Annotated in this window: 18 protein-coding genes; 12 read left to right on the top strand and 6 right to left on the bottom strand. The window is 73.5% G+C overall.

Annotation, left to right across the window (positions count from 1 at the left end):
- The first annotated feature begins 30 nt into the window (after nucleotides 1-30).
- A complete protein-coding gene (locus ACK99Q_RS03615) occupies nucleotides 31-3,303 on the top strand; it encodes a BTAD domain-containing putative transcriptional regulator (RefSeq protein ID WP_410184875.1) in 3,273 nt (1,090 codons plus the stop codon).
- A 4-nt stretch (nucleotides 3,304-3,307) separates the two neighbouring features.
- On the opposite strand, the gene ACK99Q_RS03610 is transcribed toward ACK99Q_RS03615, so the two are convergent.
- The 4 genes from ACK99Q_RS03610 to ACK99Q_RS03595 form a co-directional block, all read right to left on the bottom strand.
- Entirely contained in the window at nucleotides 3,308-5,407 is a 2,100-nt protein-coding gene (locus ACK99Q_RS03610; RefSeq protein WP_410184874.1) for an MMPL family transporter, read from the bottom strand.
- A 168-nt stretch (nucleotides 5,408-5,575) separates the two neighbouring features.
- The gene (locus ACK99Q_RS03605) at nucleotides 5,576-7,036 is read right to left on the bottom strand and encodes an SDR family oxidoreductase (RefSeq protein ID WP_410184873.1); all 1,461 of its coding nucleotides are present in this window, start codon (nucleotides 7,034-7,036) and stop codon (nucleotides 5,576-5,578) included.
- A gap of 175 nt (nucleotides 7,037-7,211) precedes the next feature.
- Nucleotides 7,212-8,162, bottom strand: a complete 951-nt coding sequence (locus ACK99Q_RS03600; RefSeq protein WP_410184872.1) for a DUF559 domain-containing protein — start codon at nucleotides 8,160-8,162, stop codon at nucleotides 7,212-7,214.
- Between the two features lie 233 nt (nucleotides 8,163-8,395).
- The gene (locus ACK99Q_RS03595; RefSeq protein ID WP_410184871.1) at nucleotides 8,396-10,045 is read right to left on the bottom strand and encodes a phosphoenolpyruvate--protein phosphotransferase; all 1,650 of its coding nucleotides are present in this window, start codon (nucleotides 10,043-10,045) and stop codon (nucleotides 8,396-8,398) included.
- 165 nt (nucleotides 10,046-10,210) lie between these two features.
- Here ACK99Q_RS03595 and ACK99Q_RS03590 point away from each other — a divergent pair, with 165 nt between their 5' ends.
- From ACK99Q_RS03590 to ACK99Q_RS03560, 7 genes are all read left to right on the top strand, one after another.
- Nucleotides 10,211-11,152: a 1-phosphofructokinase family hexose kinase gene (locus tag ACK99Q_RS03590; protein ID WP_410184870.1), complete on the top strand. Its 942-nt coding sequence runs from the start codon at nucleotides 10,211-10,213 to the stop codon at nucleotides 11,150-11,152.
- An 11-nt stretch (nucleotides 11,153-11,163) separates the two neighbouring features.
- Nucleotides 11,164-13,227 (top strand): fructose-specific PTS transporter subunit EIIC, encoded by a 2,064-nt coding sequence (locus ACK99Q_RS03585; RefSeq protein ID WP_410184869.1) that lies wholly within the window; start codon nucleotides 11,164-11,166, stop codon nucleotides 13,225-13,227.
- An 11-nt stretch (nucleotides 13,228-13,238) separates the two neighbouring features.
- Nucleotides 13,239-13,496 carry an HPr family phosphocarrier protein gene (locus ACK99Q_RS03580; RefSeq protein ID WP_179427112.1) on the top strand — a complete coding sequence of 86 codons (258 nt, stop codon included), beginning with the start codon at nucleotides 13,239-13,241 and terminating at the stop codon, nucleotides 13,494-13,496.
- A gap of 95 nt (nucleotides 13,497-13,591) precedes the next feature.
- On the top strand, nucleotides 13,592-14,035 hold the full coding sequence (locus ACK99Q_RS03575; protein ID WP_410184868.1) for an OsmC family protein: 444 nt from the start codon (nucleotides 13,592-13,594) through the stop codon (nucleotides 14,033-14,035).
- Between the two features lie 192 nt (nucleotides 14,036-14,227).
- Entirely contained in the window at nucleotides 14,228-14,899 is a 672-nt protein-coding gene (locus ACK99Q_RS03570) for a nitroreductase (protein WP_410184867.1), read from the top strand.
- Nucleotides 14,896-15,762 (top strand): alpha/beta fold hydrolase, encoded by an 867-nt coding sequence (locus ACK99Q_RS03565; protein ID WP_410184866.1) that lies wholly within the window; start codon nucleotides 14,896-14,898, stop codon nucleotides 15,760-15,762. The genes ACK99Q_RS03570 and ACK99Q_RS03565 overlap by 4 nt, the downstream gene beginning before the upstream one ends.
- Nucleotides 15,759-16,508, top strand: a complete 750-nt coding sequence (locus ACK99Q_RS03560; protein WP_410184865.1) for an enoyl-CoA hydratase-related protein — start codon at nucleotides 15,759-15,761, stop codon at nucleotides 16,506-16,508. The genes ACK99Q_RS03565 and ACK99Q_RS03560 overlap by 4 nt, the downstream gene beginning before the upstream one ends.
- Here ACK99Q_RS03560 and ACK99Q_RS03555 read toward each other — a convergent pair.
- Entirely contained in the window at nucleotides 16,495-18,309 is a 1,815-nt protein-coding gene (locus tag ACK99Q_RS03555) for an endonuclease/exonuclease/phosphatase family protein (RefSeq protein WP_410184864.1), read from the bottom strand. The two genes, ACK99Q_RS03560 and ACK99Q_RS03555, sit on opposite strands and share 14 nt — an antisense overlap.
- A gap of 158 nt (nucleotides 18,310-18,467) precedes the next feature.
- Entirely contained in the window at nucleotides 18,468-19,868 is a 1,401-nt protein-coding gene (locus ACK99Q_RS03550) for a hypothetical protein (RefSeq protein WP_410184863.1), read from the bottom strand.
- Nucleotides 19,869-19,938: 70 nt separating this feature from the next.
- Between ACK99Q_RS03550 and ACK99Q_RS03545 the strand changes: the two genes are divergently transcribed.
- From ACK99Q_RS03545 to ACK99Q_RS03530, 4 genes are all read left to right on the top strand, one after another.
- Nucleotides 19,939-20,910: an NADPH:quinone oxidoreductase family protein gene (locus ACK99Q_RS03545; protein WP_410184862.1), complete on the top strand. Its 972-nt coding sequence runs from the start codon at nucleotides 19,939-19,941 to the stop codon at nucleotides 20,908-20,910.
- A gap of 4 nt (nucleotides 20,911-20,914) precedes the next feature.
- On the top strand, nucleotides 20,915-21,583 hold the full coding sequence (locus tag ACK99Q_RS03540) for a histidine phosphatase family protein (protein WP_410184861.1): 669 nt from the start codon (nucleotides 20,915-20,917) through the stop codon (nucleotides 21,581-21,583).
- A 16-nt stretch (nucleotides 21,584-21,599) separates the two neighbouring features.
- Complete coding sequence (locus tag ACK99Q_RS03535; protein WP_410184860.1) at nucleotides 21,600-22,358, top strand: SDR family oxidoreductase; 759 nt, start codon at nucleotides 21,600-21,602, stop codon at nucleotides 22,356-22,358.
- A gap of 167 nt (nucleotides 22,359-22,525) precedes the next feature.
- On the top strand, nucleotides 22,526-23,500 hold the full coding sequence (locus ACK99Q_RS03530; protein WP_410184859.1) for a sugar ABC transporter substrate-binding protein: 975 nt from the start codon (nucleotides 22,526-22,528) through the stop codon (nucleotides 23,498-23,500).
- The last annotated feature ends 107 nt before the right edge of the window (nucleotides 23,501-23,607 follow it).

The raw sequence follows: 23,607 nt of genomic DNA, 5'->3' as shown, positions 1-23,607 counted from the left end.
CGGGCCCCGGCGCGTCCCTATGCTGCGACTGTGGAGCTGAGGGTGCTGGGGCCCGTGGCGGTCTCGGCTGACGGTGCCGAGCTCGATCTCGGCACGCCCAAGCAGCGCACCCTCGTCGCCGCCCTCGCGCTGTCCGGCGGGCGGCCGGTCGGCGTCGACACGATCGTGGACCTGCTCTGGGGAGACACGCCGCCACCCGGCGTCGCGACGACGCTGCAGGCCTACGTCTCGGGGCTGCGCAAGGTGCTCGAGCCGGGTCGTGCCCGCCGGGCGCCCGCGGAGGTGCTCGTGACGGTCGGGGCCGGCTACGCCCTGCGCGTGCCGCCCGAGGACGTCGACGCCCACGCCTTCGAGCAGGCGATTGCCGACGCGCACCGCCGGCTGGAGTCACCCCGCCCGACCCGGGCCGAGCTCGAGTCGGTCGACGCGCTGCTCGACACCGGCCTCGCGCGCTGGCGCGGCACGCCCTACGCCGAGCTCGGCGACGCCCCCGCTGCGGTCGCCGAGCGGGCGCGGCTGGAGGAGCTGCGGCTCGTCGCGCTCGAGGGCCGCGCCGTCGCGGCGCTCGCCCTCGGTCGTCACGCGACGGCCGCGGCCGAGCTGGAGGCGCTGACGGCGGCCCACCCGCTGCGTGAGCGGCTCTGGGGGTTGCGCGCCCTCGCCCTCGCGCGGTCCGGTCGCCAGGCGGAGTCGCTGGAGGTGATCCGGCGGGTCCGCGAGGTGCTCGACGACGAGCTCGGGATCGAGCCCGGCCCCGAGCTGCGACGCCTCCAGACGGCGCTGCTGCGCCAGGACGCCGCCCTGGACTGGACCCCGCCCCCGGAGGACCCGGCCGAGGCCGGGACGGGGGCCGCGGCTCCGTGGCCGATGGTGGGCCGCGACCAGCAGCTCGCCGCCCTCGCGCGCGGCCTCGACGCCGCCCTCGCCGGGACGACCTCGTTCGCCGCCGTGACGGGCGAGCCGGGCATCGGCAAGAGCCGGCTCGCGGCCGAGCTGGGCCGCCGGGCGGTCGCCGCGGGCGCGCGGGTCGCCGTGGGCCGCTGCTCCAGCGACGAGGGAGCGCCCCCGCTGTGGCCGTGGCGCTCCGTCCTGGAGGCGCTCGGCCTCGACTTCCCCGACGTGTCCGACGCCGCCGACGGCTTCCGGGTGCGCGAGGCGATCCTCGCCGCGCTGCGCGCGAGAGCCGGCGACGAGCCCGTCGTCGTGGTCCTCGAGGACCTGCACTGGGCCGACCCGGCGAGCCTGCGCGGCCTCATGCTGCTGGCCGAGACGGTCACCGACGCCCGCCTGCTGGTCGTGGTGACGTGGCGCGACCACCCGGAGCCCACGGGACTGCTGGCGGACACCGCCGAGGCGCTGGCCCGGCGGCACGCCCTCCGCCTGCACCTGACGGGGCTCGGCCCGGAGGAGGTCGCCGAGGTCGTCGGCGGCGTCACCGACGCGGAGCCCTCGCCCGCCGAGGCGGCCGCCCTGCACGAGCGCACCGACGGCAATCCGTTCTTCCTCGTCGAGTACGCCCGGCTGGCCGGCGAGCGCGGTGACCTCGCCACCCTGCTGGCCGAGGACGACACGCCCCGCGCCGTGCACGACGTGCTCACCCGTCGCCTCGCCCGGCTGCCCGAGGACACGCGCGCCGCGCTGGCGACGGCGGCCGTGGTGGGTCGTCAGTTCGACGGTCCGACCCTGGCGGCCGTCCTCGGCACGGACGAGGACGGGGCGCTCGACCTGCTGGAGCCGGCGGTCGAGGCGGGCCTCGTCGTGGAGGAGGGCATCGACCGGTACGCGTTCGCCCACGCGCTCGTGCGCGACAGCCTCTACGCGGGACTCTCCGCCTCGCGGCGGGCCCGCCGGCACGCCGCCGTGGCGGCCGCGCTCGCGGGCACGGACCGCGTGTCGGAGGAGGCGCGGCACTGGCTGGCCGCGGGCCCGGCCCATGCGGCCACGGCGTGGCGCGCGGCGGAGCGTGCCGCCGAGGACGCCCGCGCGCTGCATGCGCACGAGGACCGGGCCGAGCTGCTGACCGCGGCCCTCGCCGCGATGGCCGACGACCCCGCCGCCACCGCCCGCGACCGCTTCGACGCCCGGATGGAGCTGGCCGACGCGCACCGCTGGTCGGCGCGCTGGACTGAGCTGGCCGCCGGCGTCGCGGCCGCCATCGACGAGGCCCGGGCGATCGGCGACCCCGAGCTGCTCGCCGCGGCCGCCCTCGCCACCACGCAGGGCGCGCTGTGGCAGGCCACCAACCACGGCGAGGTCAACGACGTCGTGGTCACCGCGCTGCGGGACGCCCTCGACGACCCCCCGCCCGAGTCGTCGTCGCTGCGGTGTCGCGCCCTGGTCGCGCTGGCCAGCGAGCAGTACTACACCTCGCCCTTCGTCGAGCGCGCCGAGCTCGTGGCGAAGGCGCGCGCGATGGCCGAGGAGCTCGGCGACCCGGGCCTGATGGTCGACGTCGCGCAGGTCGGCGTGGCCGCGCTGTGGAAGGCCGACACGGCCGCCGAGCGGGCCGAGTGGGCGCAGGAGTCCGTGCGCCTGGCCCGCGAGCTCGGCCGCGACCGCGACGTGGTGATCTCGGCGACGCTGCAGGCCGTCGCGCTCGGCGAGGCCGGACGTCCGCTGGAGATGCGCGCGGTCATCGCGCAGGCCCGCGCCGAGGCCGACCGCCTGCGGCTCGCGTACGCGCAGCTCGTCCTCGACGGCCTCGAGATCCCGTGGCTCGCCATGGCCGGCCGCTTCGAGGAGAGCGCGGCGATGCTCGACCGGATGCGCCGCGTCGAGCGGACCGTGACGCTGCCGCAGTCCGACGTCGCGATCCTCGGCGCCGAGCTCGTGCTCACCGTGTGGAGCGGTCACGCCGGCGAGGTCGTCGACGTGCTCGTCGCGATGGAGGAGACCGACCCGCTGCCGCTGACGTCGGTCACGGCCGCGCTGCTGTGCCGCGCCGGCCGGGTCGACGACGCGCGCGAGCACCTGCGGCGGTACGCCGTGGACCTCGACCACGACGACTGGTTCTCGATGCTGGCCTGGTGCAACGCGGCCGAGGCGGCACTGTACGTCGGCGACCGCGGGCTGGCGGCCGCGGCGCTGGAGCGGATCGCGCCGTTCCCCGGCTCGAGCTGCTCGGCCGGGTCGGGCAACGCCTCGGGCCCGGTGGACCACTACATCGCGTGCGCCCACGCGGCCCTCGGCGACCTCGAGGCGGCGCGCGCCCACGCCGACCGCGCCGAGGAGCTGTGCGAGCAGTGGGAGATCCCGCTGGCCGCGCAGCGACTGCGCGACCAGCGGGACCGGTTCGGCTTCTAGCCGTTCAGCGGGTGGGCTCGAGCGCGCGCTCGTCGCCCTCGACGTCGACCTGGGGCAGGGCCCGGTCGAGCCAGCCCGGCAGCCACCAGTTCCACTTCCCGAGCAGCGTCATCGTGGCGGGGACCAGGATCATCCGCACGATCGTCGCGTCGAGGAACACGGCGGTCGCCATGCCCAGGCCCAGCATCTTGACCACGAGGTCGCCCTCGGTCGCGAAGCCGAGGAACACGACCACCATGATCGCGGCGGCGGCGGTGATGACCTTGCCCGAGGCGGACAGGCCGTGCACCACGCTGTCGGTGGCGTCGCCGGTGTCGAGCCACTTCTCGCGGATGCGGCTCAGCAGGAACACCTCGTAGTCCATCGAGAGGCCGAACAGGATCGCGAAGATCAGGATCGGCACCCAGCTGGACACGGGCGCGGCGTGGTCGATGCCGAGCAGGCCCGCGCCCCAGCCCCACTGGAACACCGCGGTCATGACGCCGTAGGCGGCGCCGATCGACAGCAGGTTCATGACGGCCGCCTTCAGCGGGATGACGACCGAGCGGAACACGAGCATCAGCAGCAGCACCGAGACCGCCACGACGAACGCGATGACGACCCACAGCCGGTGCGACAGCATCTCGGCGATGTCGGCGAACAGCGGCGTCTGGCCGGTGACCTCTACGCCCGCCGGGAGGTCGGCGCGCAGGTCCTCGACGAGGCCGGAGGTGCGCTCGTCGGCGGGCCCGAACGCCGGCTCGGCCGTCAGCACGCTGACCGCGCCGTCGGGCGAGGTCGTCGCGGGGGAGACGGCGACCAGGTCCTCGTTGGACGCCAGGGCGGCACGGACGTCGGCCACCTCGGAGGCCGGCACCTTCGCGTGGTCGACGACCACCGTGATCGGGCCGGTGGCACCGGGTCCGAACGCGTCGGCCGTGAGGTCGTACGCGCGCCGGGTGGTGGCCTCGGTCGTCTGGTTGCCGTCGTCCTGCGGCCACGTGCGCATGTCGAGCACGGGAGCCGCGAGGGCGATCATGATCGTCGTCCCGGCGAGCGCCCACAGCAGCGGACGCCGCGTGACGCGCTCGGCCCAGCGAGCCGTCAGGGGACGCTCGGTGCGCACCGCGCCGCGGCGCAGGCCGCGCGCCAGCACCTTGCGGCCGGCGAACCGGCACAGCACGGGCACCAGCGTCATCGCCGTGAGCATGACGGCCACGACGGAGATCGCGGTCGCCCAGCCGAACGTCGAGAACGTCGGCAGCCCCGCCAGGCCCAGGCCCAGCAGCGAGATCAGCACGGTCAGCGAGGCGAACACGACCGACTTGCCGGCGGTCGCGAGGCTGCGCCCGGCGGCCTCCTCGACGGGATGCCCCTGCGCGAGGAACTCGGCGTGCCGGCTCACCAGCAGCAGGGCGTAGTCGATGCCGACGCCCAGGCCGACCATCGTGGCCACCATGGGTGCCGACGTGGAGACGTCCATCGTGGCCGCCAGCAGCGTGACGCCCGCCGAGCCGACCGCGAGGCCGGACACCGCCACCAGCACGGGCAGGCCCGCGACGACGGCCGAGCCGAACGCGATCAGCAGGATCAGCAGCGCCGCGCCGACGCCGATGAGCTCGCCGTAGCCCTCGATCGGGGCGGAGGCGGTCGAGGGCTGGTCGCCGCCGAGCTCGACCTGGTAGCCCGCGTCGCGCGTCGCCTCGACGGCCTCGTCGAGCGGGTCGATGTCGCCCATGAGGTCGGGGTGGGTGACCTCGGTGTCGTAGGCGAGGTGCAGCACCGCGGTGCGGCCGTCCTCGCTGAGGCGGGGCGGGCTCACGCTGGAGGCGTGCGCGACGTCCTGCAGGCGCTCGCCGAGCGAGGTCAGCACGGTCGCGGGGATCGCGGTGTCGTCGTGGACGACGATGTTCGCCGAGGCGTTGCCGGCGTCGGGGAGGTGGTCGCGCAGCAGGTCGATGCCGCGCTGGGACTCCGCGCCGGGCACGTTCCAGTCGTCCTGGGTGGTGCCCCCGAACGCGGAGCTGGCGGCGAACACGCAGGCGGCGACGATCAGCCAGCCGACGAGCGTGCGCCAGGGGTGCAGGGCCGTGGTGCGGCCGAAGCGGTACAAGAGGGTGGACATGTGTCTCGGTTCCTTCGGTGGGAGGGGACGTTCCGTGCCACCGACTGTCGGTCCGAGACCTTGCGCCCGACTTGGGGGTGACTTGGAGCCCTGTCGGGCACGCCATCCCATGACCCCGGCGCCGCGGCCCTGATACACCGCGGGCGCGGGGCCCTCCTCCGGCTCCGCTCAGGCGCGCGCCTCGGCCGCCTTCGCCACGTTGCGCTGCATGCCGCCGAAGATGATGCCGTGGAACGGCCACACGGCCCACCAGTAGAGGTGTCCCAGCAGCCCCCGCGGGTGGAACAGCGCACGCTGGTGGAACGAGGTCGTCCCCGAGTCGTCCGAGCCGACGCGCAGCTCGAGCCACGCCAGGCCGGGCACCTTCATCTCGGCGCGCAGCCGCAGGAACGAGCCCTCGTCCTCCTCCTCGACGCGCCAGAAGTCCACGGCGTCGCCGACGACGAGCTTGCTGTGGTCGCGGCGTCCGCGACGCAGGCCGGGACCGCCGAACGCGCGGTCGATCAGCCCGCGTACCTCCCACGCGAGCGGCCACGAGTACCAGCCGTGGTCGCCGCCGATGCCCTCGATCACGGCCCAGAGGTCCTCGGGCGTCGCCTCGACCTCGCGGGTGCGCTCGTCGGTGTAGAGCGAGCCGCCCGCCCAGTCGGGGTCCTCGGGCAGCGGCTCCGAGGGGGCGCCGCGCGTGGCGGCCGACGTCCAGCGCGTGGGCACGTCGAGGTCGCGGATCTTGGTGAGCGCCAGCTCGACCGCGCGCTCGAAGCCGGTGAGGCCGCCCGGGGGCCGCTCGACGTACCGCCAGATGTCGTCCTCCTGGGCCACCACGGTGTTGCGCAGGCTCTCGACGAGCGGGCGCGCCAGGCCCGCCGGCACGGGGGTGATGAGGCCGACCCAGTGGCTCGAGAGGCTCGGCGACAGGACCGGGACGCGCAGGATCCGACGCCTCGGCAGCTCCGCGACCTTCGCGTAGCCCTGCATCATCTCGAGGTACGTCAGGACGTCGGGGCCGCCGATGTCGAAGCGGCGGTTCACGTCGGGCGGCAGCTCGGCGCAGCCGACGAGCAGGCGGAGCACGTCGCGGATCGCGATCGGCTGCGTGCGCGAGTCGACCCAGCGCGGCGTGACCATCGCGGGCAGGCGCTCGGTCAGGTAGCGCAGCATCTCGAACGACGCGGAGCCCGAGCCGATGATGATGCCCGCCTGGAGCACGGCGGTGGGAACGCCCGAGTCGAGCAGCACGCGGGCCACCTCGTCGCGCGACCGCAGGTGCTCGGACAGCTCCTCGCCCTGCGGCACCATGCCCGACAGGTAGACGAAGCGGCCGACCCCGGCCTCCTGCGCGGCCTCGGCGATCGTCGACGCCATCTCGTGCTCGGTGCGCACGAGGTCGCCGGACGAGCCGATCGAGTGCAGCAGGTAGTAGAAGACGTCGACGCCCTCGCACGCGCGGCGGACGTCGTCACGGCTGGTCGCGTCGCCGACGACGATCTCGACCCGGTCGGCCCACGGGTGCGCCCGTGCCTTGCGCTCGTCGCGCACCAGCACGCGCACCTCGTGGCCCGCCTCGAGCAGCTGCGGGACGAGCCGTCCCCCGACGTAGCCGGTGGACCCGGTGACCAGACAGCGCATGCCCACCAGTCAACGGCCCGCCGCGGCCCCTCGCGACTTTTGGCGGCTCGGGGCGCCGCCCGCTCCGACTTTTGTGACAGCCTCGCCGACTTTTGTGACGGGATTCCGCCGCCACCGGTGTTTGAGGGCGAACCGCGTCACAAAAGTCGCGGTGGCCGCGGCGGGAGCGCGGGGCTCAGCGAGGCTTCGGAGGGCGCCACAGCTCTTCGAGCTCGACCCTCGCGTACCTCGGAGCCGGCCTGGCATACCCCCGCGACGTGAGCGCACGCCACACCCGTCCTACGAGTGTCGCCGGTGCGCGGAGATCGTCCGCGGTCAGGACGATGACGAGCCACCCCTCGGCCTCGAGAGCCTCCCGGCGCATGATGTCGATCCGTCGCTGCCCGGCCGATCGCTCGTGGTACCAACCGTCGTACTCCACGACGACCTTCCACCTTCGGAGCACGAGATCGCCGTGCAGCGTCCGACCGTCGACGGTGATCGCGCCGTTCGTCTCCGGCTCGGGCATCCCGCACACGCTCAGCACGAGTCGGGCGTCGGTCTCGGTGAAGGACCCGACCCTCTCGCGCATGCGCCACGCAGTCATTCGCGAGCGCTGCACGCCGTGCAGATGGCGAGTCCACGCGAACTCGCTGAACGCCTCGGGGGTCATCCGCCCGGATCGCACGAGTGCGTCGCCGAACCTCACGATCTCTGCCTGGCTGAGCGAGATCGCGGAGTCCACGAGGCAGCGTTCCGGGCTCAGCACCGGCAATGGTCCCAGCATTCCCGCCCGGAGGCGAGCGAGCCGTCGGTGCAGGATCACGTCTGGGCTGCGGGTCTGTGCCGTGGTGTTCGTCGACCAATGGCGCGGAGTGTGGAGGTCGGGCGACTCGGGGAAGTGGTCAGGCAGGTGGAGGTGAAGTCCGGTGAGATGGCTGATCGCGGCATCGGGTGGCAGCACGAGGCGGTCCGCCGCGAGGAGCAGGGTCAGGGTGCGGGGCTCGTCGGCGAAGCACCACACGCCGCGGCCGCGGTGCAGGAGGGAGAAGGCGGGACCGCGGAGTCGGTGGTGCGAGATGCCTGCCGCGGTCGCCTCCGCCGTGGTGAACGGACGGCCGCGCAGCTGTCGAGGAGTCGGACGCACCTCCGAACCGTGCGCGTCACACCTGAGCGGGCGAAACCCCGGAGCCGGAGGCTGTGGACGGCCGCGCGGGCCGAACTCCGCTTGGGGACGGCGGCGCAGCCATCGAGCCCGCTCCCCGCCGCTCACCCAACTTTTGTGACGGGATTCGGTCAGATCCGGTCGTTCGCGGCGAAGTGCGTCACAGAAGTTGCGAGAGCCGTCACAAAAGTCGGAGCGGGGTGCTGCGGACCGGTTCAGGCGAGGATCTCGGCGGCGGCCTGGGCGGCGCGGCTGGGGTCGAAGGCGGCGAGGGCGGCCTCGGCGGCCTCCTCGCACTGCGCCAGCGTGACCTGCGCGAGCTTCGCGCCGACGGGGCGCACGGCGGTGGCCGCGCACGACAGCGAGGTGACGCCGAGGCCGGTCAGCACGCACGCCAGCAGCGGATGGGCCGCGGCCTCGCCGCACACGCCCACGGGCTTGCCCGCGCGGCGGCCGGCGTCGGCGACCAGCTTGATCGAGGCCAGGAGGGCGGGCTGCCACGGGTCGGTGAGGTCGCTCAGCGTGGGCGCCATCCGGTCGGCGGCGAACGTGTACTGCGACAGGTCGTTCGTGCCGATCGAGACGAAGTCGAGGTGGCGGAACAGGCGGTCGGCCAGCAGCACCGTGGACGGCGTCTCGATCATGATGCCGGCCTGCAGCCCGCGAGCGCGGACGCGCTCGGCGAACCACTGGGCCTCCGACTCGGTGGTGACCATCGGCGCCATCACTCGCACGTCGGCGCCGGTGCGCTCGGCGGCCGCGGCGATGCCGTCGAGCTGGCGGTCGAGCATCGCGGGCGTCGCCAGGCCGATGCGCAGGCCGCGCACGCCGAGCGCGGGGTTCGGCTCGTCGGGCTGGTTCGCGAACGCGAGCGGCTTGTCCGAGCCGGCGTCGAGCGTGCGCACGATGACCTTCTTGTCGCCCATCGCCTCGAAGACCTCGGCGTAGATCGCGGCCTGCTCGTCGACGCTCGGCTCGGTGGCGCGGTCGAGGAACGACAGCTCGGTGCGGAACAGGCCCACGCCCTCGATCGGCTGCTCGGCGGCGACGCGCGCGCCCGCGCCGTCCTGCACGTTCGCGAGGATCTGCACGGCGTGGCCGTCGGAGGTGCGGCCGGGCCCGGTCCATCCGGCGGCGGCCTCGCGCGTGCGGCGGTCGGCCTCGATCAGCTCGGCGACCTGCGCCTCGTCGGGGTCGACGGTGACGGTGCCGGTGGTCCCGTCGACGGCCACGCGGGCGCCGGCCTCGACGGCCGCCAGGTCGGTGACGGCGACGACGCAGGGGATCCCCAGCTGGCGCGCGATGATCGCGGTGTGGCTGGTGGAGCCGCCGAGCTCGGTGCCGATCGCGACGATCCGCGACGGGTCGAGGCCCGCGGTGTCGGCGGGGGCGAGGTCGTCGGCCAGCAGCACCGAGGGCTCGTCGGGCACGGGGATGCCGGGCTCGGGCAGCTCGAGCAGCTCGGCGACGATGCGGTCGCGGACGTCGTAGAGGTCGGTCACCCGCTCGGCCATGAGGCCCCCGGCCGCGGTGAACATCGCGGCGAGCTCCTCGATCGCGGCCGTCGTGGCGGTGGCGGGACCCGCGCCCTGCGCCGCGTGCTTCGCGACGAACGTGGCCAGTCCTCGGTCCTCGGCGAGCCCGGCGGTGGCGGCGAGCACCTCGGAGGCGGCGCCGCTGGCCGACTGCGAGCGTGCCCGCAGGCGCCGCGCGACCTCCGCGGCAGCGGCTCCGAAGGCGACGGTCGTGACCGACGCGTCGGCGGAGTCCTCGTGCTCCGGAGCGGTGGGACGGGGGGCCGGTCGGACGACCGGGCCGACGCCGATTCCTGGGACGACAGCGGTTCCGGAGTACACGGTGCTCACCTCTCGACGGTAACGCCCGCGTGATCCAGGAAACACCGCGGCCTTGACAAGGTCCCACGATGTGACATAAATCAATACAAGGCAACATTGAAAGCCACATGAACCCACAGCGCATGCGAACCCCTGACGTGTGACGCTGGTTACCAGCACCGGAAGGAGCCGTCCGTGATCGTCACCGTCACCGCGAATCCGGCGATCGACCGCCTCGTCGGTCTGCTCGAGCCGCTCGAGCGCGGCGGCGTCGTGCGCAGCGAGGCGGCCCACGACGATCCCGGCGGCAAGGGCATCAACGTCGCCCGCGTGCTGCACTCCGCGGGCGTGCCCGTCACCGCCGTGCTTCCGGCCGCGGCCGACGAGCCGCTGCTCGGCGCCCTCGACTCCCTCGGCCTGGACTACCGCGCCGTCCCCGTCCGCGGCCGCCTCCGCGTGAACCTCACCCTCGCCGAGCCCGAGGGCACCACGACCAAGGTCAACTCGCCCGGTCCGCGCCTCGACGAGGCCGAGCTGGCGGCCCTGACCGACGCGCTCGCCGGTGCGGTCTCGGCCGGCGACTGGGCCGTGCTGAGCGGCTCGCTGCCGCCCGGCGTGCCCTTCGACTGGTACGCCACCACCACGCGCCGGCTCCAGGAGGCAGGCGCCCGCGTCGCCGTCGACACGTCCGGCGCCGCGCTGGGCCTCACCGTCGAGCAGGCCTCGCCCGACCTCATGAAGCCGAACTCCGACGAGCTCGCCGAGCTGCTCGGGTGCGATCCCGACGAGATCGAGCGCGACCCGCGGCACGCCGCCGCCCGCGCCCACGAGCTGCGCGACAAGCACGGCGTCGGCGCCGTCCTGCTGACCCTCGGCGGAGCGGGTGCCGTGCTCGCGACCGACGAGGGCTCGTGGTTCTGCCCGCCCGCCCCGATCTCGGTGCGCAGCACCGTGGGCGCGGGCGACTCCTCGCTCGCCGGCTACCTCGTCGCGCACGCCGCGGGCGCCTCGCCCGCCGAGTGCCTGGCCAGCGCCGCCGTCCACGGGGCCGCAGCCGCGGCCCTGCCCGGGTCGGCGCTGCCGACCCCCACCGACCTACCCGCAGCACCCCACGTCGAAGCCGTGGATCCCGCCTGATGGAGGACAACATGGAACAGCTCATCACTCCCGAGCTGGTGTCGCTGGACGTCGATCTCGGCACCGAGGCCGGCGACGTCATCGAGGCCCTCGCGGCCCAGGTGGTGGCCGCCGGACGGGCCGGCTCGGCCGAGGACCTCGCGGCCGCCGCCAAGGCCCGCGAGGAGCTCGCGGGCACGGGCGTGCCCGGCGGCATCGCGATCCCGCACTGCCGGACCGCCACGGTCACGGCCCCGACGCTGGCGTTCGCGCGCCTGTCGAACCGCGCCGACTTCGGTGCGCCCGACGGCCCGGCCGACATCGTCTTCATGATCGCGGCGCCCGAGGGTGCCGGGAACGCGCACCTCAAGCTGCTCTCGTCGCTGGCGCGGGCGCTCGTGCGGCCGGACTTCACGCAGGCCCTGCGCGACGCGCAGTCGGCCGACGACGTCATCGCGCTCGTCGAGGAGGCCACCTCCGGCGTCGACGTGAAGCAGCCCGCCGCCGCCCCCGCCGAGACTCCCGCCGAGACCACGGCCGAGGCCGCCCCGCGTCAGCGCGTCGTGGCGGTCACCGCCTGCACCACCGGCATCGCGCACACCTACATGGCGGCCGACGCGCTCGCGCAGGCCGCGACCGACGCGGGCGTCGACTTCGCCGTCGAGCCGCAGGGCTCCTCGGGCAGCACGCCGCTGACCTCCGAGCAGATCGCGAGCGCCGACGCGGTGATCTTCGCGACCGACGTGGGCGTCAAGGACCAGGCCCGCTTCGCCGGCAAGCCGGTCGTGCGCAGCGGCGTCAAGCGCGCCATCAACGAGCCGCGCGCGATGATCGACGCCGCCCTCGCCGCGGCGACCGACCCGTCGGCGCAGCGCGTCGAGGGCGATGCCGACGCCCCCGCGGCCGACGCGGGCGGCGGCGACGAGCACCTGGGCAAGAAGCTGCAGCGCTGGCTGCTCACGGGCGTCAGCTACATGATCCCGTTCGTCGCGGCCGGCGGCCTGATGATCGCCCTGGGCTTCCTGCTCGCGGGCTACGACGTCACCGACACGGCCGGCGACATCCTGGCGAACAACTCGCTGACCAACCTGCCCGAGGCCGGCGACCACGCCCTGTTCGGCAGCGCCTTCCTGTACTACGTCGGTGCGCTGGTGTTCCTGCTCGGCTCGTGGGCGTTCAGCTTCCTCGTCCCGGCACTCGCGGGCTACATCGCCTACGCGATCGCCGACCGCCCGGGCATCGCCCCCGGGTTCGTGATGGGCTACGCCGCCGGTCAGATCGGCGTCACCGAGACCAACCCGAACGGCGCCGGCTTCATCGGCGGCATCGTGGGCGGCCTGCTCGCGGGCCTCGTCGCCGCGTGGTTCGCGCACCGCGGCGTCCCGCGCTGGCTGGCCGGCCTGATGCCGGTCGTGGTGATCCCGCTGGTCTCCACGCTCGTGGTGGGCATGGCGATGATCCTCGTGCTGGCCAAGCCGCTCGCGTGGCTCAACGAGGCCCTCGTCGACGGCCTGAACAGCATGACCGGCAGCTCGGCGATCGTGCTGGGCGCGGTGCTCGGACTGATGATGTGCTTCGACCTCGGAGGTCCGGTCAACAAGGCGGCCTACGTGTTCGCGGTCACCGGCCTGTCCACCGCGGGCGCACTCGACGCCGGCTCGTCGCAGTCCAAGATCATGGCCGCGGTCATGCTCGCCGGCATGGTGCCACCGCTCGCGATGGCGCTGTCCACGCTGCTGCGGCCGAAGCTCTACGCGCCGGCCGAGCGCGAGAACGGCAAGGCGGCCTGGCTGCTCGGCGCCTCGTTCATCTCCGAGGGCGCGATCCCGTTCGCCGCGGCCGACCCGTTCCGGGTGCTGCCCGCGATGATGGCCGGCGGCGTCGTCACCGGTGCGCTCTCGATGGCCATGGGGGTCACGTGCGTGGCCCCGCACGGCGGCATCTTCGTGTTTTTCGCCGTCGACAACGTCCTGTGGTTCTTCGTGTCCCTGATCGTCGGGACACTGGTGGCAGGATTCCTGGTGACCGTCCTCAAGCAGGTCGGCCACGACAAGAAGCAGGCGGCGACCGCCGCCGACGCCCCCGTCACCGTCTGAGAGGACAGCAGATGCCCAGCAAGACCGTCACCGTCGGATCGGCCGTCGGCCTCCACGCTCGCCCCGCCGCCACCATCGCCGCGGCCGTCACCGAGGCCGGCGTGCCCGTCACCCTCGCCGTCGCCGGCGGCGAGCCCGTCGACGCCGGATCCGCCCTGATGATCATGACCCTGGGCGCCGGCCAGGGGGCCGAGGTGACCGTCGAGAGCGACGACGCCGCCGTCCTGGAGAAGATCTCCGCGCTCGTCGAGGCCGACCTCGACGCCTGACCCGCCGGGTCGCATGACCGGTCGCCGGGATCCACGTCCCCGGCGGCCGGTCGTGCCGTCCGGCGGGTCGTCCCGAGGCGGCCTAGGGTCGTGACATGAGCGATGAGTCCACCACCCTGCGCAGCGTCCACCTGGTCCGCACCGGACCGATGGAGTACCGGGCCGAGAACGGCCGCGGCGGCGTCATCTCCCTCGGCGAGGGCCAGAACACCGACTTCACCCCCGTCGAGCTGCTGCTGGTCGCCCTCGGCGGCTGCACCGGCGTCACGGTCGAGGCGCTGACCAAGCGCGCCGAGCCGAAGCGCTTCGACATCTCGGTGGAGGGTCACAAGGTCAAGGACGCCTCGGGCGGCAACATCATGGAGGACCTCGTCGTCACGGTGGACATCTCGTTCGACCACGACGAGATGGGCCAGAAGATGGCCGACCGCGTGCCCGACGCCCTCGAGCGGACGCACCACCAGCTGTGCACCGTGAGCCGCACGGTCGAGGCCCCGACCCCCATCCGCGTCGTCCAGGTCCGCACCCCCGAGGCCTGACCCCGCGGAGAGCGGTGAGCCATCAACCCTTCCCCGGGTGGAGCGGTGAGCTCTCAACCCCATGACCCCTCGGATCGGTTGATCACTCACCGCTCCCCAGCGGGAGGGGTTGAGGACTCACCGCCCCACCAGCCACACCCGCAGACAAACCGTCACGGTTGACGGGAAGTTCGCGACGGGTACGGTGTCCCCATGGTCGACGAGTCGGACGCCGAGGTCCTGGAGCGGCTGCTGGCCTCCCGCTTCAGCTGCCGCGGCTTCACCGACGAGCCCGTCGCCGAGTCCGAGATCGAGGCGATCGTGGCCTCCGCGTCGCGCACGCCGTCGTGGTGCAACGTCCAGCCGTGGCACGTCGACATCGTGTCCGGCGAGGCGCTCGTCCGGCTCCGCCACGACCTCATGGCCGACGCCTCGCTCGGCTCGGACTACCCGTTCCCGCCCGGCTACGAGGGCGTCCACGCCGAGCGCCGCCGCGAGGTCGGCTGGCAGCTCTACCAGGCCGTCGGCGTCGCGAAGGGCGACCGCGAGGGCTCGGCCCGCGAGATGCTGCGGAACTTCGAGTTCTTCGGCGCGCCCCACGTCGCCGTCATCTCCGCCCCGGCCCCGCTCGGCGTCTACGCGGCGATCGACTGCGGCCTGTTCGTGCAGTCGTTCCTGCTGGCCGCGCAGGCCCGCGGCGTCGCCACCGTCGCCCAGGCCGCGCTGGCGCAGAAGTCGCAGTTCCTGCGCGAGTGGCTCGGCCTGCCCGAGGACCGCCTGATCGTCTGCGGCATCTCCTTCGGCCACGCCGATCCCGACCACCCGGCCAACTCGTTCCGGGCCGGCCGGGCCCCCCTCCACGAAGTGACGAGGTTCCATCGGTGACCGTTCCCGACTGGTTCACGTGGGCGCTCGCCCAGAAGCCCCAGCACCTCGAGACCGAGGTCGACGACGTCCCGATCGCCTACCGCGCGTGGGGCGAGCCCGGCGCGCCGGTGGCGATGCTCGTGCACGGTGGCGCCGCGCACTCCGGATGGTGGGACCACGTCGGCCCGCACCTCGCGGTCGACCACCGCGTCCTCGCGCTCGACCTGAGCGGCCACGGCGACAGCGGCCGCCGCGACGCCTACACGCTCGAGGCCTGGGCCCGCGAGGTCATGGCCGTGGCCACCTCCGAGTCCAGCGCCAAGCCCGTGGTCTTCGGCCACAGCATGGGCGGCTTCGTCGCCCTCACCGCCGCCCGCGAGCACGGCGCCGACATGCTGGGCGCCGCCGCGATCGACTCGCCGGTCAAGGAGGTCTCGGCCGAGGCCCGCTCGTGGCGCAACGACCGCGCCGACCTCGCGATGCCGCTGTACCCCGACGCCCGCACGATGGTGGCGCGCTTTCGCACGCTGCCCGAGGACGCCTCGTCGCTGCCGTACATCCGCGACCACATCGCGCGCGGCTCGATCCAGCACGTCGTCCGCGAGGACGGCTCGGGCTGGACCTGGAAGTTCGACCCGCGCGTGTTCCTGCGCTCGCGGATGGAGCCCGCCGACGTGGCCCGCAGCGCGTGCGAGGTCGCGCTGCTGCGCGGCGAGCGCGGCATGGCCACCACCGACATCACCGAGGAGATCCGCTCGCGGCTCGGCGGCAACGTGCCCGTCACCGTGATCCCCGACTCGGGACACCACATCATGCTGGACCAGCCCACCGCGCTCATCGCGGTGCTGCAGACCCTGCTCGGACAATGGAGGAGACGATGACCGATCTACTGGTCGACCGCACGGACGGCGTGCTGACGCTGACCCTGAACGCCCCGGAGCGTCTCAACTCGGTCACGACCGAGATGTTCGAGCAGATGAGCGACGCGCTCGAGGACGCCGAGGGTGTCCGCGTCGCCGTCCTCACCGGCGAGGGCCGCGCGTTCTGCTCGGGTGCCGTCATGGCGCCCGGCGCGACGAACACCGGCATCCTCGAGGCCGCCGACCGCCTCATCCACGCGCTCACCGGCGCGCCGTTCCCCGTGGTCGCGGCGCTCAACGGCCTCGCGGCGGGCATCGGCTCGTCGCTCGCGCTGGCCTCGGACTTCCAGGTGGCGAAGGAGGAGGACTACTTCCTCCAGGCGTTCGTCAACGTGGGCCTCATGGGCGACGGCGCCGCGCACGAGCTGATCGCGGCCTCGATCGGCCGCGCCCGCGCGACCCGCATGCTGATGCTCGGCGAGCGCCTGCCGAACCCCGAGGCGTACGCCGCCGGCCTGATCACGCACTGCGTGCCCGCGGGCGAGTGGCAGGCCACGGTCGACGGCCTCGTCGAGAAGCTGGCCTCGGGCCCCACGATGGCGTACGCGCGGATCAAGTCCACGATCAACGCCGCGGCCCTGCTGCACCTGGACGAGACGCTCGCCACCGAGACGGTGGAGCAGGGCGTCCTGGGCGCCTCGCGGGACTTCGCCGAGGGCGTCGCCGCGTTCAGCGAGAAGCGTCAGGCGAAGTTCACCGGGTCCTGAGCGTCGCCACCACCGGCAGGTGGTCCGACGCCTGTAGGCCGGGCACGTCGACGTCGACGGCCACCAGGTCGGGCGTCGAGAACACGTAGTCGATCCGCTTCACGGGGTCGTCGGCCTCGCTCGTGCTCGCGCCACCGGGCGCGGCGTCGACGAGGCCGATGCCCGTGAGGTGCGAGTGGGCCTCGCTGCCCTCCTGCATGTTGAAGTCGCCGCCCACCACCATCGGGCCGCCGAGCCCGCGCAGCCAGACGGCGAGGTCGGCCGACTGCGCGGTCACGCCCTCGTCGTCGCCCACGGGCTGCAGGTGGGTGGAGACGAACCAGCGCGCGTCCCACGGCGCCTTCGGGCGCACCGCGATCGCCTGCGCCCCGGTCACGGCGCCGTGCGACGGCAGTGCGATGCGCTCGACGTCGGCCGCGTCGCCGTCGAGGAGGACCGCGTCGCCCCAGACCGGGTCGGCGGCGGCGCCGAACCACGCCGTCCGTCCGGTGAGTCGCTCGAGGATCGCGAGCTGGTCCTGGCCGCCGTTGAGCAGCCACCCCCGGTCGATCTCGCTGATCAGGCCCACGTCGGCGGACGCGAGGATCGCGGCCACTGCCTCGGGCCGGAAGTCGCCGTCCATGCCGTAGCCCATGCGCAGGTTGTACGCGGCCACCCGGAGCTCGCCGTCGCGCGGGCCGTCGGTGTGGAAGGTCCGGATCGTCAGGGCGGGCGCGAAGGCCGCGAGGAGGGCTGCGGCGACGGCGACGGCGCCGATCCCGCCGAGGGCCCTCGGGCTCGCCGGCGCCTCGTCCCGGGCCGGGGCGGAGGCGGCCACGACGCAGATCACCACGGCGAGGCCGACCGGCAGCCAGTCCGCGCGGTAGCCCAGGTCGTAGCCGGCGTAGTAGGCGAAGAGCAGCGCGCCCCACAGGACGCCCCCGAGCGCGACGACGACCGACGTGCCCCGGTCGCCGTGGTCGGCGGCGCGCCAGAGGTGGGCGAGGGCGGGCATGCCGACCACGAACGCGACGACCGTCCAGCCGGGGAGCAGCCCGTCGGCGTCCGTGACCACGGCGGATGAGCCGACCGCGGCGACGAGCGCGACCGCGGCGAGGATCGACGACCACCGGGTCAACGGGACGAGCGTCGCGGCGATCGCGGCCGTGGCCCCGAACGCCACGGCGGCGAGTCCGGCCTCGCCGAGGGTGGCCGACGCGCGGCCGGCGTTGGCCACGATCACACCGGCGAGGAACAGGCCGGGCAGGAGGAGCCATGCGAGCCGGCGGCCGATCCGCGTGCCGTCGCCCTCGACGCGCACGGTGGCCAGGCAGGCCGCGAGCTGGAGGACCACGAGCCCCCACGCCCACGCGTCGTCGCGCCACACCGCGCCCCACGTGCCCAGGGTGGCGTGCGTGGTGACCGAGAGAGCGAGTCCGGTGACGACACCGGTGACGGCGGCCTCGCGCAGGCGCGGGAGGGCGAGCGCGAGCCACGTCATCGCCGCCACCGTGCCGATCGACGCGACGGTGAGGTGCGGCCGACCGCCGTCGGTGAGCTGGAGCGCGACCCGGCAGACGAGCGCGATCACGAGCGCCGCCGTCGCCACGACGAGCGCGTGCCGGGTGGGGGACGCGATCGCGACGACGACCACCGGCACCAGCAGGCAGCCGAGCGCGAACGCGCCGATCAGCTCGGGCGGGGTCGAGGCGGCTTGGCCGAAGATCGTGATGAGGGTCGGGGTCCACGCCCGCCACAGGTCGACCAGCAGCCACGTGCCGGCGGCGAGATGGACGACGGGCAGGACCGCGAGTCGACTCATGCCCACCGTTCTACCGGCTGCGCGGCCTCCCGCGCTGCTCCTCCGGGTCCTCGCCATCCCGCGACTGGCGCAAACCGGGTCTCCGAGTGGCGCGAAAGTGCCCGCCACTCGCCGAGTGGCGGGCGACTTTGCGCCACTCGCGGAGAGGCGGGCGGAGGTCAGGCGCGGGAGCCGGCGAAGCCCAGGACCGCGGCGAGGCCGAGGGCCGAGCGCGGGTGGTAGGCCGCGGTCCACAGTCCGCCGTGGGCGGCGGCGTAGGCCTCCTCGCGCCACGGCTCGTCCGAGGGCGAGTGACCGCTGCGCAGGTCGTGCACGAGCAGCGCCGCCATCAGCACGTTGCTGGTGGCCGGCTCGAAGACCTCGACCCCGAACCGGTGCGCGCCGGCGTAGGCGGCGGCGAGCGCGCGGTTCTTCACGACCGAGGCCGTCCGGGTCGCCGGGGCGACGTTGAGGGAGACCGTGGCGCCGTCGTGGCGGGCGGCCGCGGCGCGCCACCGCTGCACGCGCTTCGCCAGCGCGTAGTTCGGTCCCTGCTGCGGCACGAGCGAGTCGCACACGCCGATCTCCACGTCCGGCGGGTAGTTCCGCTGGAGCAGCCGTCCGCCGCTGAGCATCCGGAAGGGCGCGCGGACGAGGCTCCGGCCGCTGGCGTAGTTCTCGTTCGAGGTCGTCACGGCACCCGCCGGCACGGCGAACACGTCGGTCGGCGTGGCCAGGTAGGCCAGCGCGGTGTCGGGTCGTAGGGACAGCAGGCGCGCCGCCAGCGCGTCCGCGGCCATCGACACCCGCACGTGCGTGGCGCCGTCGGCGTAGCAGTACGTGCCGAGGACGAGGCGACCGTCGAGGCCCTCGATCCAGCGGCCCAGCTCGGGCAGCGTGTGCAGGAGGTCGGCACCGGTCTCCTTGCCGCCCACCGGCACCCGCACGCGCCCCGCGCCCTCGCGTGCGTGGTCGCGGATCCGCTTCTGGATGTCGGCGCGCGGCAGGTCGACCGCGACGACGTCGGCGCCCCAGCGCAGCAGCGAGCGGTAGGGACCCATCTCGGCGCCGGCGCCCAGCACGACGACGGTGTCGCCCTCGAGCCGCAGCCACTCCGGGTGTGCGGCGACCTCGCGGATCGCGTCGGAGAACGTGGGCTCGACGACGCCACGCGCGACCCAGTCGTCCAGCTGCGCGTCCAGCTCGGCCCCGGTGAGCCGGTGCCCGTGGTACGGGACGCTGAGCTCGGTCTCGGGCTCGGCCTCCCCGGCGATCTCGACGGTCGTCCACGGCTCGCCCTCGGCCGGCGCCGCCAGCGCGTCGGCCAGGCTGACGTCGCCGCAGCGCATCTGCTCCGAGATGCTGCGCAGACCCTCGGTCGCGATCGTCACGGCGTCGGCCGGATCGGCCAGTCCCGCCTCGACGAGACGCGAGAAGTGGGTGAGGTAGCCGCGTCGCCAGTTCGTCTCGTGCTCGGCGGCGCGGGCGCCGACCGGGTCGACCTTCCGGAGCGCGTCGGCGACGACGTGTCGGGCGGTTGCGGTGGAACTGTCGGTGGGGAAGCGGACTCCGGTGGCCATAACGTGAGGATATCCTCAGATTGTGGACGAGGGGCTAAGCAAGCGCTTAGATATCCGCTACGCTCGCTCCATGCGAGCGATCCAGATCACGTCCCTCGACGGTCCCGAGGCCGTCGAACTCCTCGAGGTCGACGCCCCGAAGCGCGGCGAGGACCAGGTCCTCATCGACGTCAAGGCGGCCGGCGTCTCCTTCCCCGAGCTGCTCCAGAGCCGCGGCATGTACCAGCTGAAGCCGCCGCTGCCGTTCACGCCGGGCTCCGAGATCGCAGGTGTCGTGGTCGAGGCCCCGGCCGACTCGGGCTTCGCCCCGGGCGATCGCGTGGCCGCGCTGCCGATGCTGGGCGGCTTCTCCGAGCAGGTCGTCGCCGACGTGCTGCTGACCTTCCCGCTGCCCGACTCGGTCTCCTTCGCCGAGGGCGCCTCGTTTATCTTCAACTACGGCACCGTCTACTTCGCGCTGGTCAACCGCGGCGGCCTCGCCGAGGGCGAGCGCGTGCTCGTGCACGGCGCCTCGGGCGGCATCGGCACCGCCGCGATCCAGGTGGCGAAGGCGTTCGGCGCCGGCCACGTGATCGCCGTGACCTCCACCGACGCCAAGGGCGAGATCGCCGTGGCCGCGGGCGCCGACGAGTACGTGCTGTCCGACGGCTTCAAGGACGCGGTCAAGGCGTCCGGCGGCGTGGACATCGTCGTCGACCCGGTGGGCAACCCGTCCGGCGGCGACCGGTTCACTGACTCGCTGCGCTGCCTCGTCGACGACGGCCGCATCCTCATCATCGGCTTCACCGCGGGCGAGATCCCCAAGATCGCCGCGAACCGCCTGCTGCTGAACAACCTGTCGGCCGTCGGCGTCGGCTGGGGTGCCTACGCGATGAAGCGTCCCGGCCTCATCAAGCAGCAGTGGGAGGCCATGGCCGAGCACCTCGCATCGGGAGCGCTCAAGCCGGTCGTCGGCCAGTCGTTCCCCCTCGAGAAGGCCTCCGAGGCCCTGCTGACGCTCGACCGCGCGCAGGCCACGGGCAAGCTCGTCCTGGAGGTCTGAGCACGTGGGAACGCTCCACCTGGTGCGTCACGGCCAGGCGTCGTTCGGCACCGACGACTACGACCGGCTCAGCGAGCTGGGCACGCGCCAGTCGTCTGCGCTCGGCGCGGCCTGGGAGGCCGGGGGCGTCGTGTTCACCGACGCCATCGCCGGGGGCATGCTGCGGCACGCCCAGACGGCGATCGCCGCGATCGACGCCAGCGGGCTCGGCGAGGAGGACGCCGACCCGGGCCTCTCGGGCTACGAGATCGACCCGCGCTGGAACGAGTACGACCACCTCGCCGTCGCCACCGCCTTCGACCCGAGCGCGCTGACCAAGAACTCCAAGGAGTTCCAGGCCGCGCTGAACGAGGCGATCGACGTGTGGCGGCGCGGGGAGGGCGACTTCACCGAGCCCTACAAGCTGTTCCGCGAGCGTGTCCTGGCCGGCTTCGAGGAGGCCGTCGAGCTCGCCTCGGGCAAAGGCCGCCGCGTGCTGGTGTTCACCTCGGGCGGACCCATCGCGATGATCGCGTCCCAGCTCATCACCGGCGACGACTCGGCGTTCCAGCGGCTGAACGACGTCGTGGTGAACAGCAGTGTCACTACGCTCATGGTGGGCAAGACCGGCCCGCGGGTGCTGACGTTCAACGACCACGGGCACCTGCCCGCGGCCGACGTCACCTTCCGCTGACACCACGAGGAGCGACATGCGACGGAACACGCTGATCACGGGCGCCAGCTCGGGCCTGGGCGAGGGCATGGCCCGACACCTGGCCGCGTCGGGACACCACCTGGCCATCACGGCCCGGCGGGTCGAGCGACTGGAGGCGCTGCGCGACGAGCTCGTCGCCGCGCACCCCGGGATCCAGGTCTCGGTGCACCCGCTCGACGTCAACGACCACGACGCCGTGTTCCGCGTCTTCGGCGAGGCGGCCGACGCCCTCGGCGGCCTCGACCGCGTGGTCGTCAACGCCGGCCTGGGCAAGGGAGGCCGGATCGGCACCGGAAAGTTCGAGGCGAACCGCCAGACCGCGATGACCAACTTCGTCGCCCCGCTCGCGCAGTCCGAGGCCGCGATGGAGCACTTCTACCAGCGGAACGCCGGCCACCTCGTGCTGATCTCGTCGATGTCGGCGATGCGCGGCATGCCGTCGTCGATGACCACCTACGCCGCGACGAAGGCGGGCGTGGCTCACCTCGCGGAGGGCATCCGCTCCGACCTCATCGGCCGCAAGGGTCACGACATCAAGGTCACGACGCTCTTCCCCGGCTACATCGTCAGCGAGATGAACGAGCAGGTGGCGCAGGAGCAGCGGCTCATGGTCGACACCGAGACGGGCACCGCCGCGATGGTGAAGTACATCGAGAAGGAGGTCGTCGACGCCGCTGTCCCCGCGTGGCCGTGGGCGCCGATCGGCCAGGTCATGAAGCACGCCCCGCTCTCGGTGGTGCGCAAGCTCGTCTGAGCGCAGCGCGACGGATGGGCGGCGGGATGACTCGTCGGCACTATTGAAGTTGAGTTTGACTTCACTTAGGTTCAGCGTGACCTACCTCACATCGGGCTCGTCCGAGACCCGGGGAGGAGGTCATGAGTCCGCCCATCGGTGAGCGGACTCGAGCTTGAGGAGGCTCGATGAACGTTCGACGCATGGCTCTCGGGGCGACCATGGCCGCGGCGCTGGCGACAGCCGCCGCGTGCGGGAACTCGGCAGGCGATGGTGACGGTGGCGGGGGAGACGACTCCTACGACATCGGCATCGTCCAGTTCTCGGCCACCGACGAGACCGCCGAGAAGGCGATCAACTCCTACATCGGCTACGCCGACGAGCAGGACTGGAACGTCACCAAGGTCGATCCGCAGGGCTCGGTCGATAAGGCGATCAGCGCGGTCAACGACTTCGTGCAGAAGGGCGTCGACCTCATCATCGTCACCGTCTTCCCGACGGACCAGATCACCGGCGGCGTCCGCGCCGCCACCGAGGCCGGCATCCCGATCATCTCGTTCAGCGGCGGGTCCGGCGAGGGCGTGCCGCTCAACGCCGACTCCGGCGCGCTGGTCTCCACCGACCTGTCGAAGCAGCTCGTCGAGGACATGGGCGGCGAGGGCGAGCTGCTGCTCCTGGGCTACAAGAGCGGCCTGCCGTGCATCGGGCGCGAGGAGGCGCTGAACGAGGCCCTCGAGGGCAGCGACATCACCGTCACGCGTCAGGAGGTGGCGATCCCAGGCCAGGTCGAGAGCGGCACGAAGTTCACCCAGGCCTGGCTCGCGAAGAACCCGAAGGACAGCGGCAACCTGGCGATCTGGGCGTGCTTCGACGACCCGGCGCTCGGCGCGGTCAGCGCCCTGCGGTCGGCCGACCGCACCGACGTGAAGGTCTACGGCATCAACGGCACGCCCGCCGCGGTGACGGCGGTGCAGTCCGGCGCCATGCGCGCCACGGCGTTCATCGACGTCGCGGGTGCCGGCCGCGAGCTGGCCGAGCGCACGCCCGACGTCATCGAGGGCGGCGTCGACGCCGAGCCGGAGGACATCCCGATCCCCACGTTCGTGGTCACGAAGGAGTCCTACGACGAGTTCGCGCAGAAGTACCCGGACGAGGTGAAGTGACGACGTCACGCCCCGCCTCACGGCCGTGAGCACGCCGGAGTGCCCGGCACCGCCCCTGCGGTGCCGGGCATTCTCGCGTCTCGTGGGGGATCGACGCCGTCCGGCAG

Origin of the sequence: Aeromicrobium sp. MLTX1 (assembly GCF_046452335.1) — a bacterium.
Taxonomy (GTDB): domain Bacteria; phylum Actinomycetota; class Actinomycetes; order Propionibacteriales; family Nocardioidaceae; genus Aeromicrobium.
The sequence above is the reverse complement of the archived record's forward strand: the minus strand, read 5'-3'. Positions and strand labels throughout refer to the sequence as shown.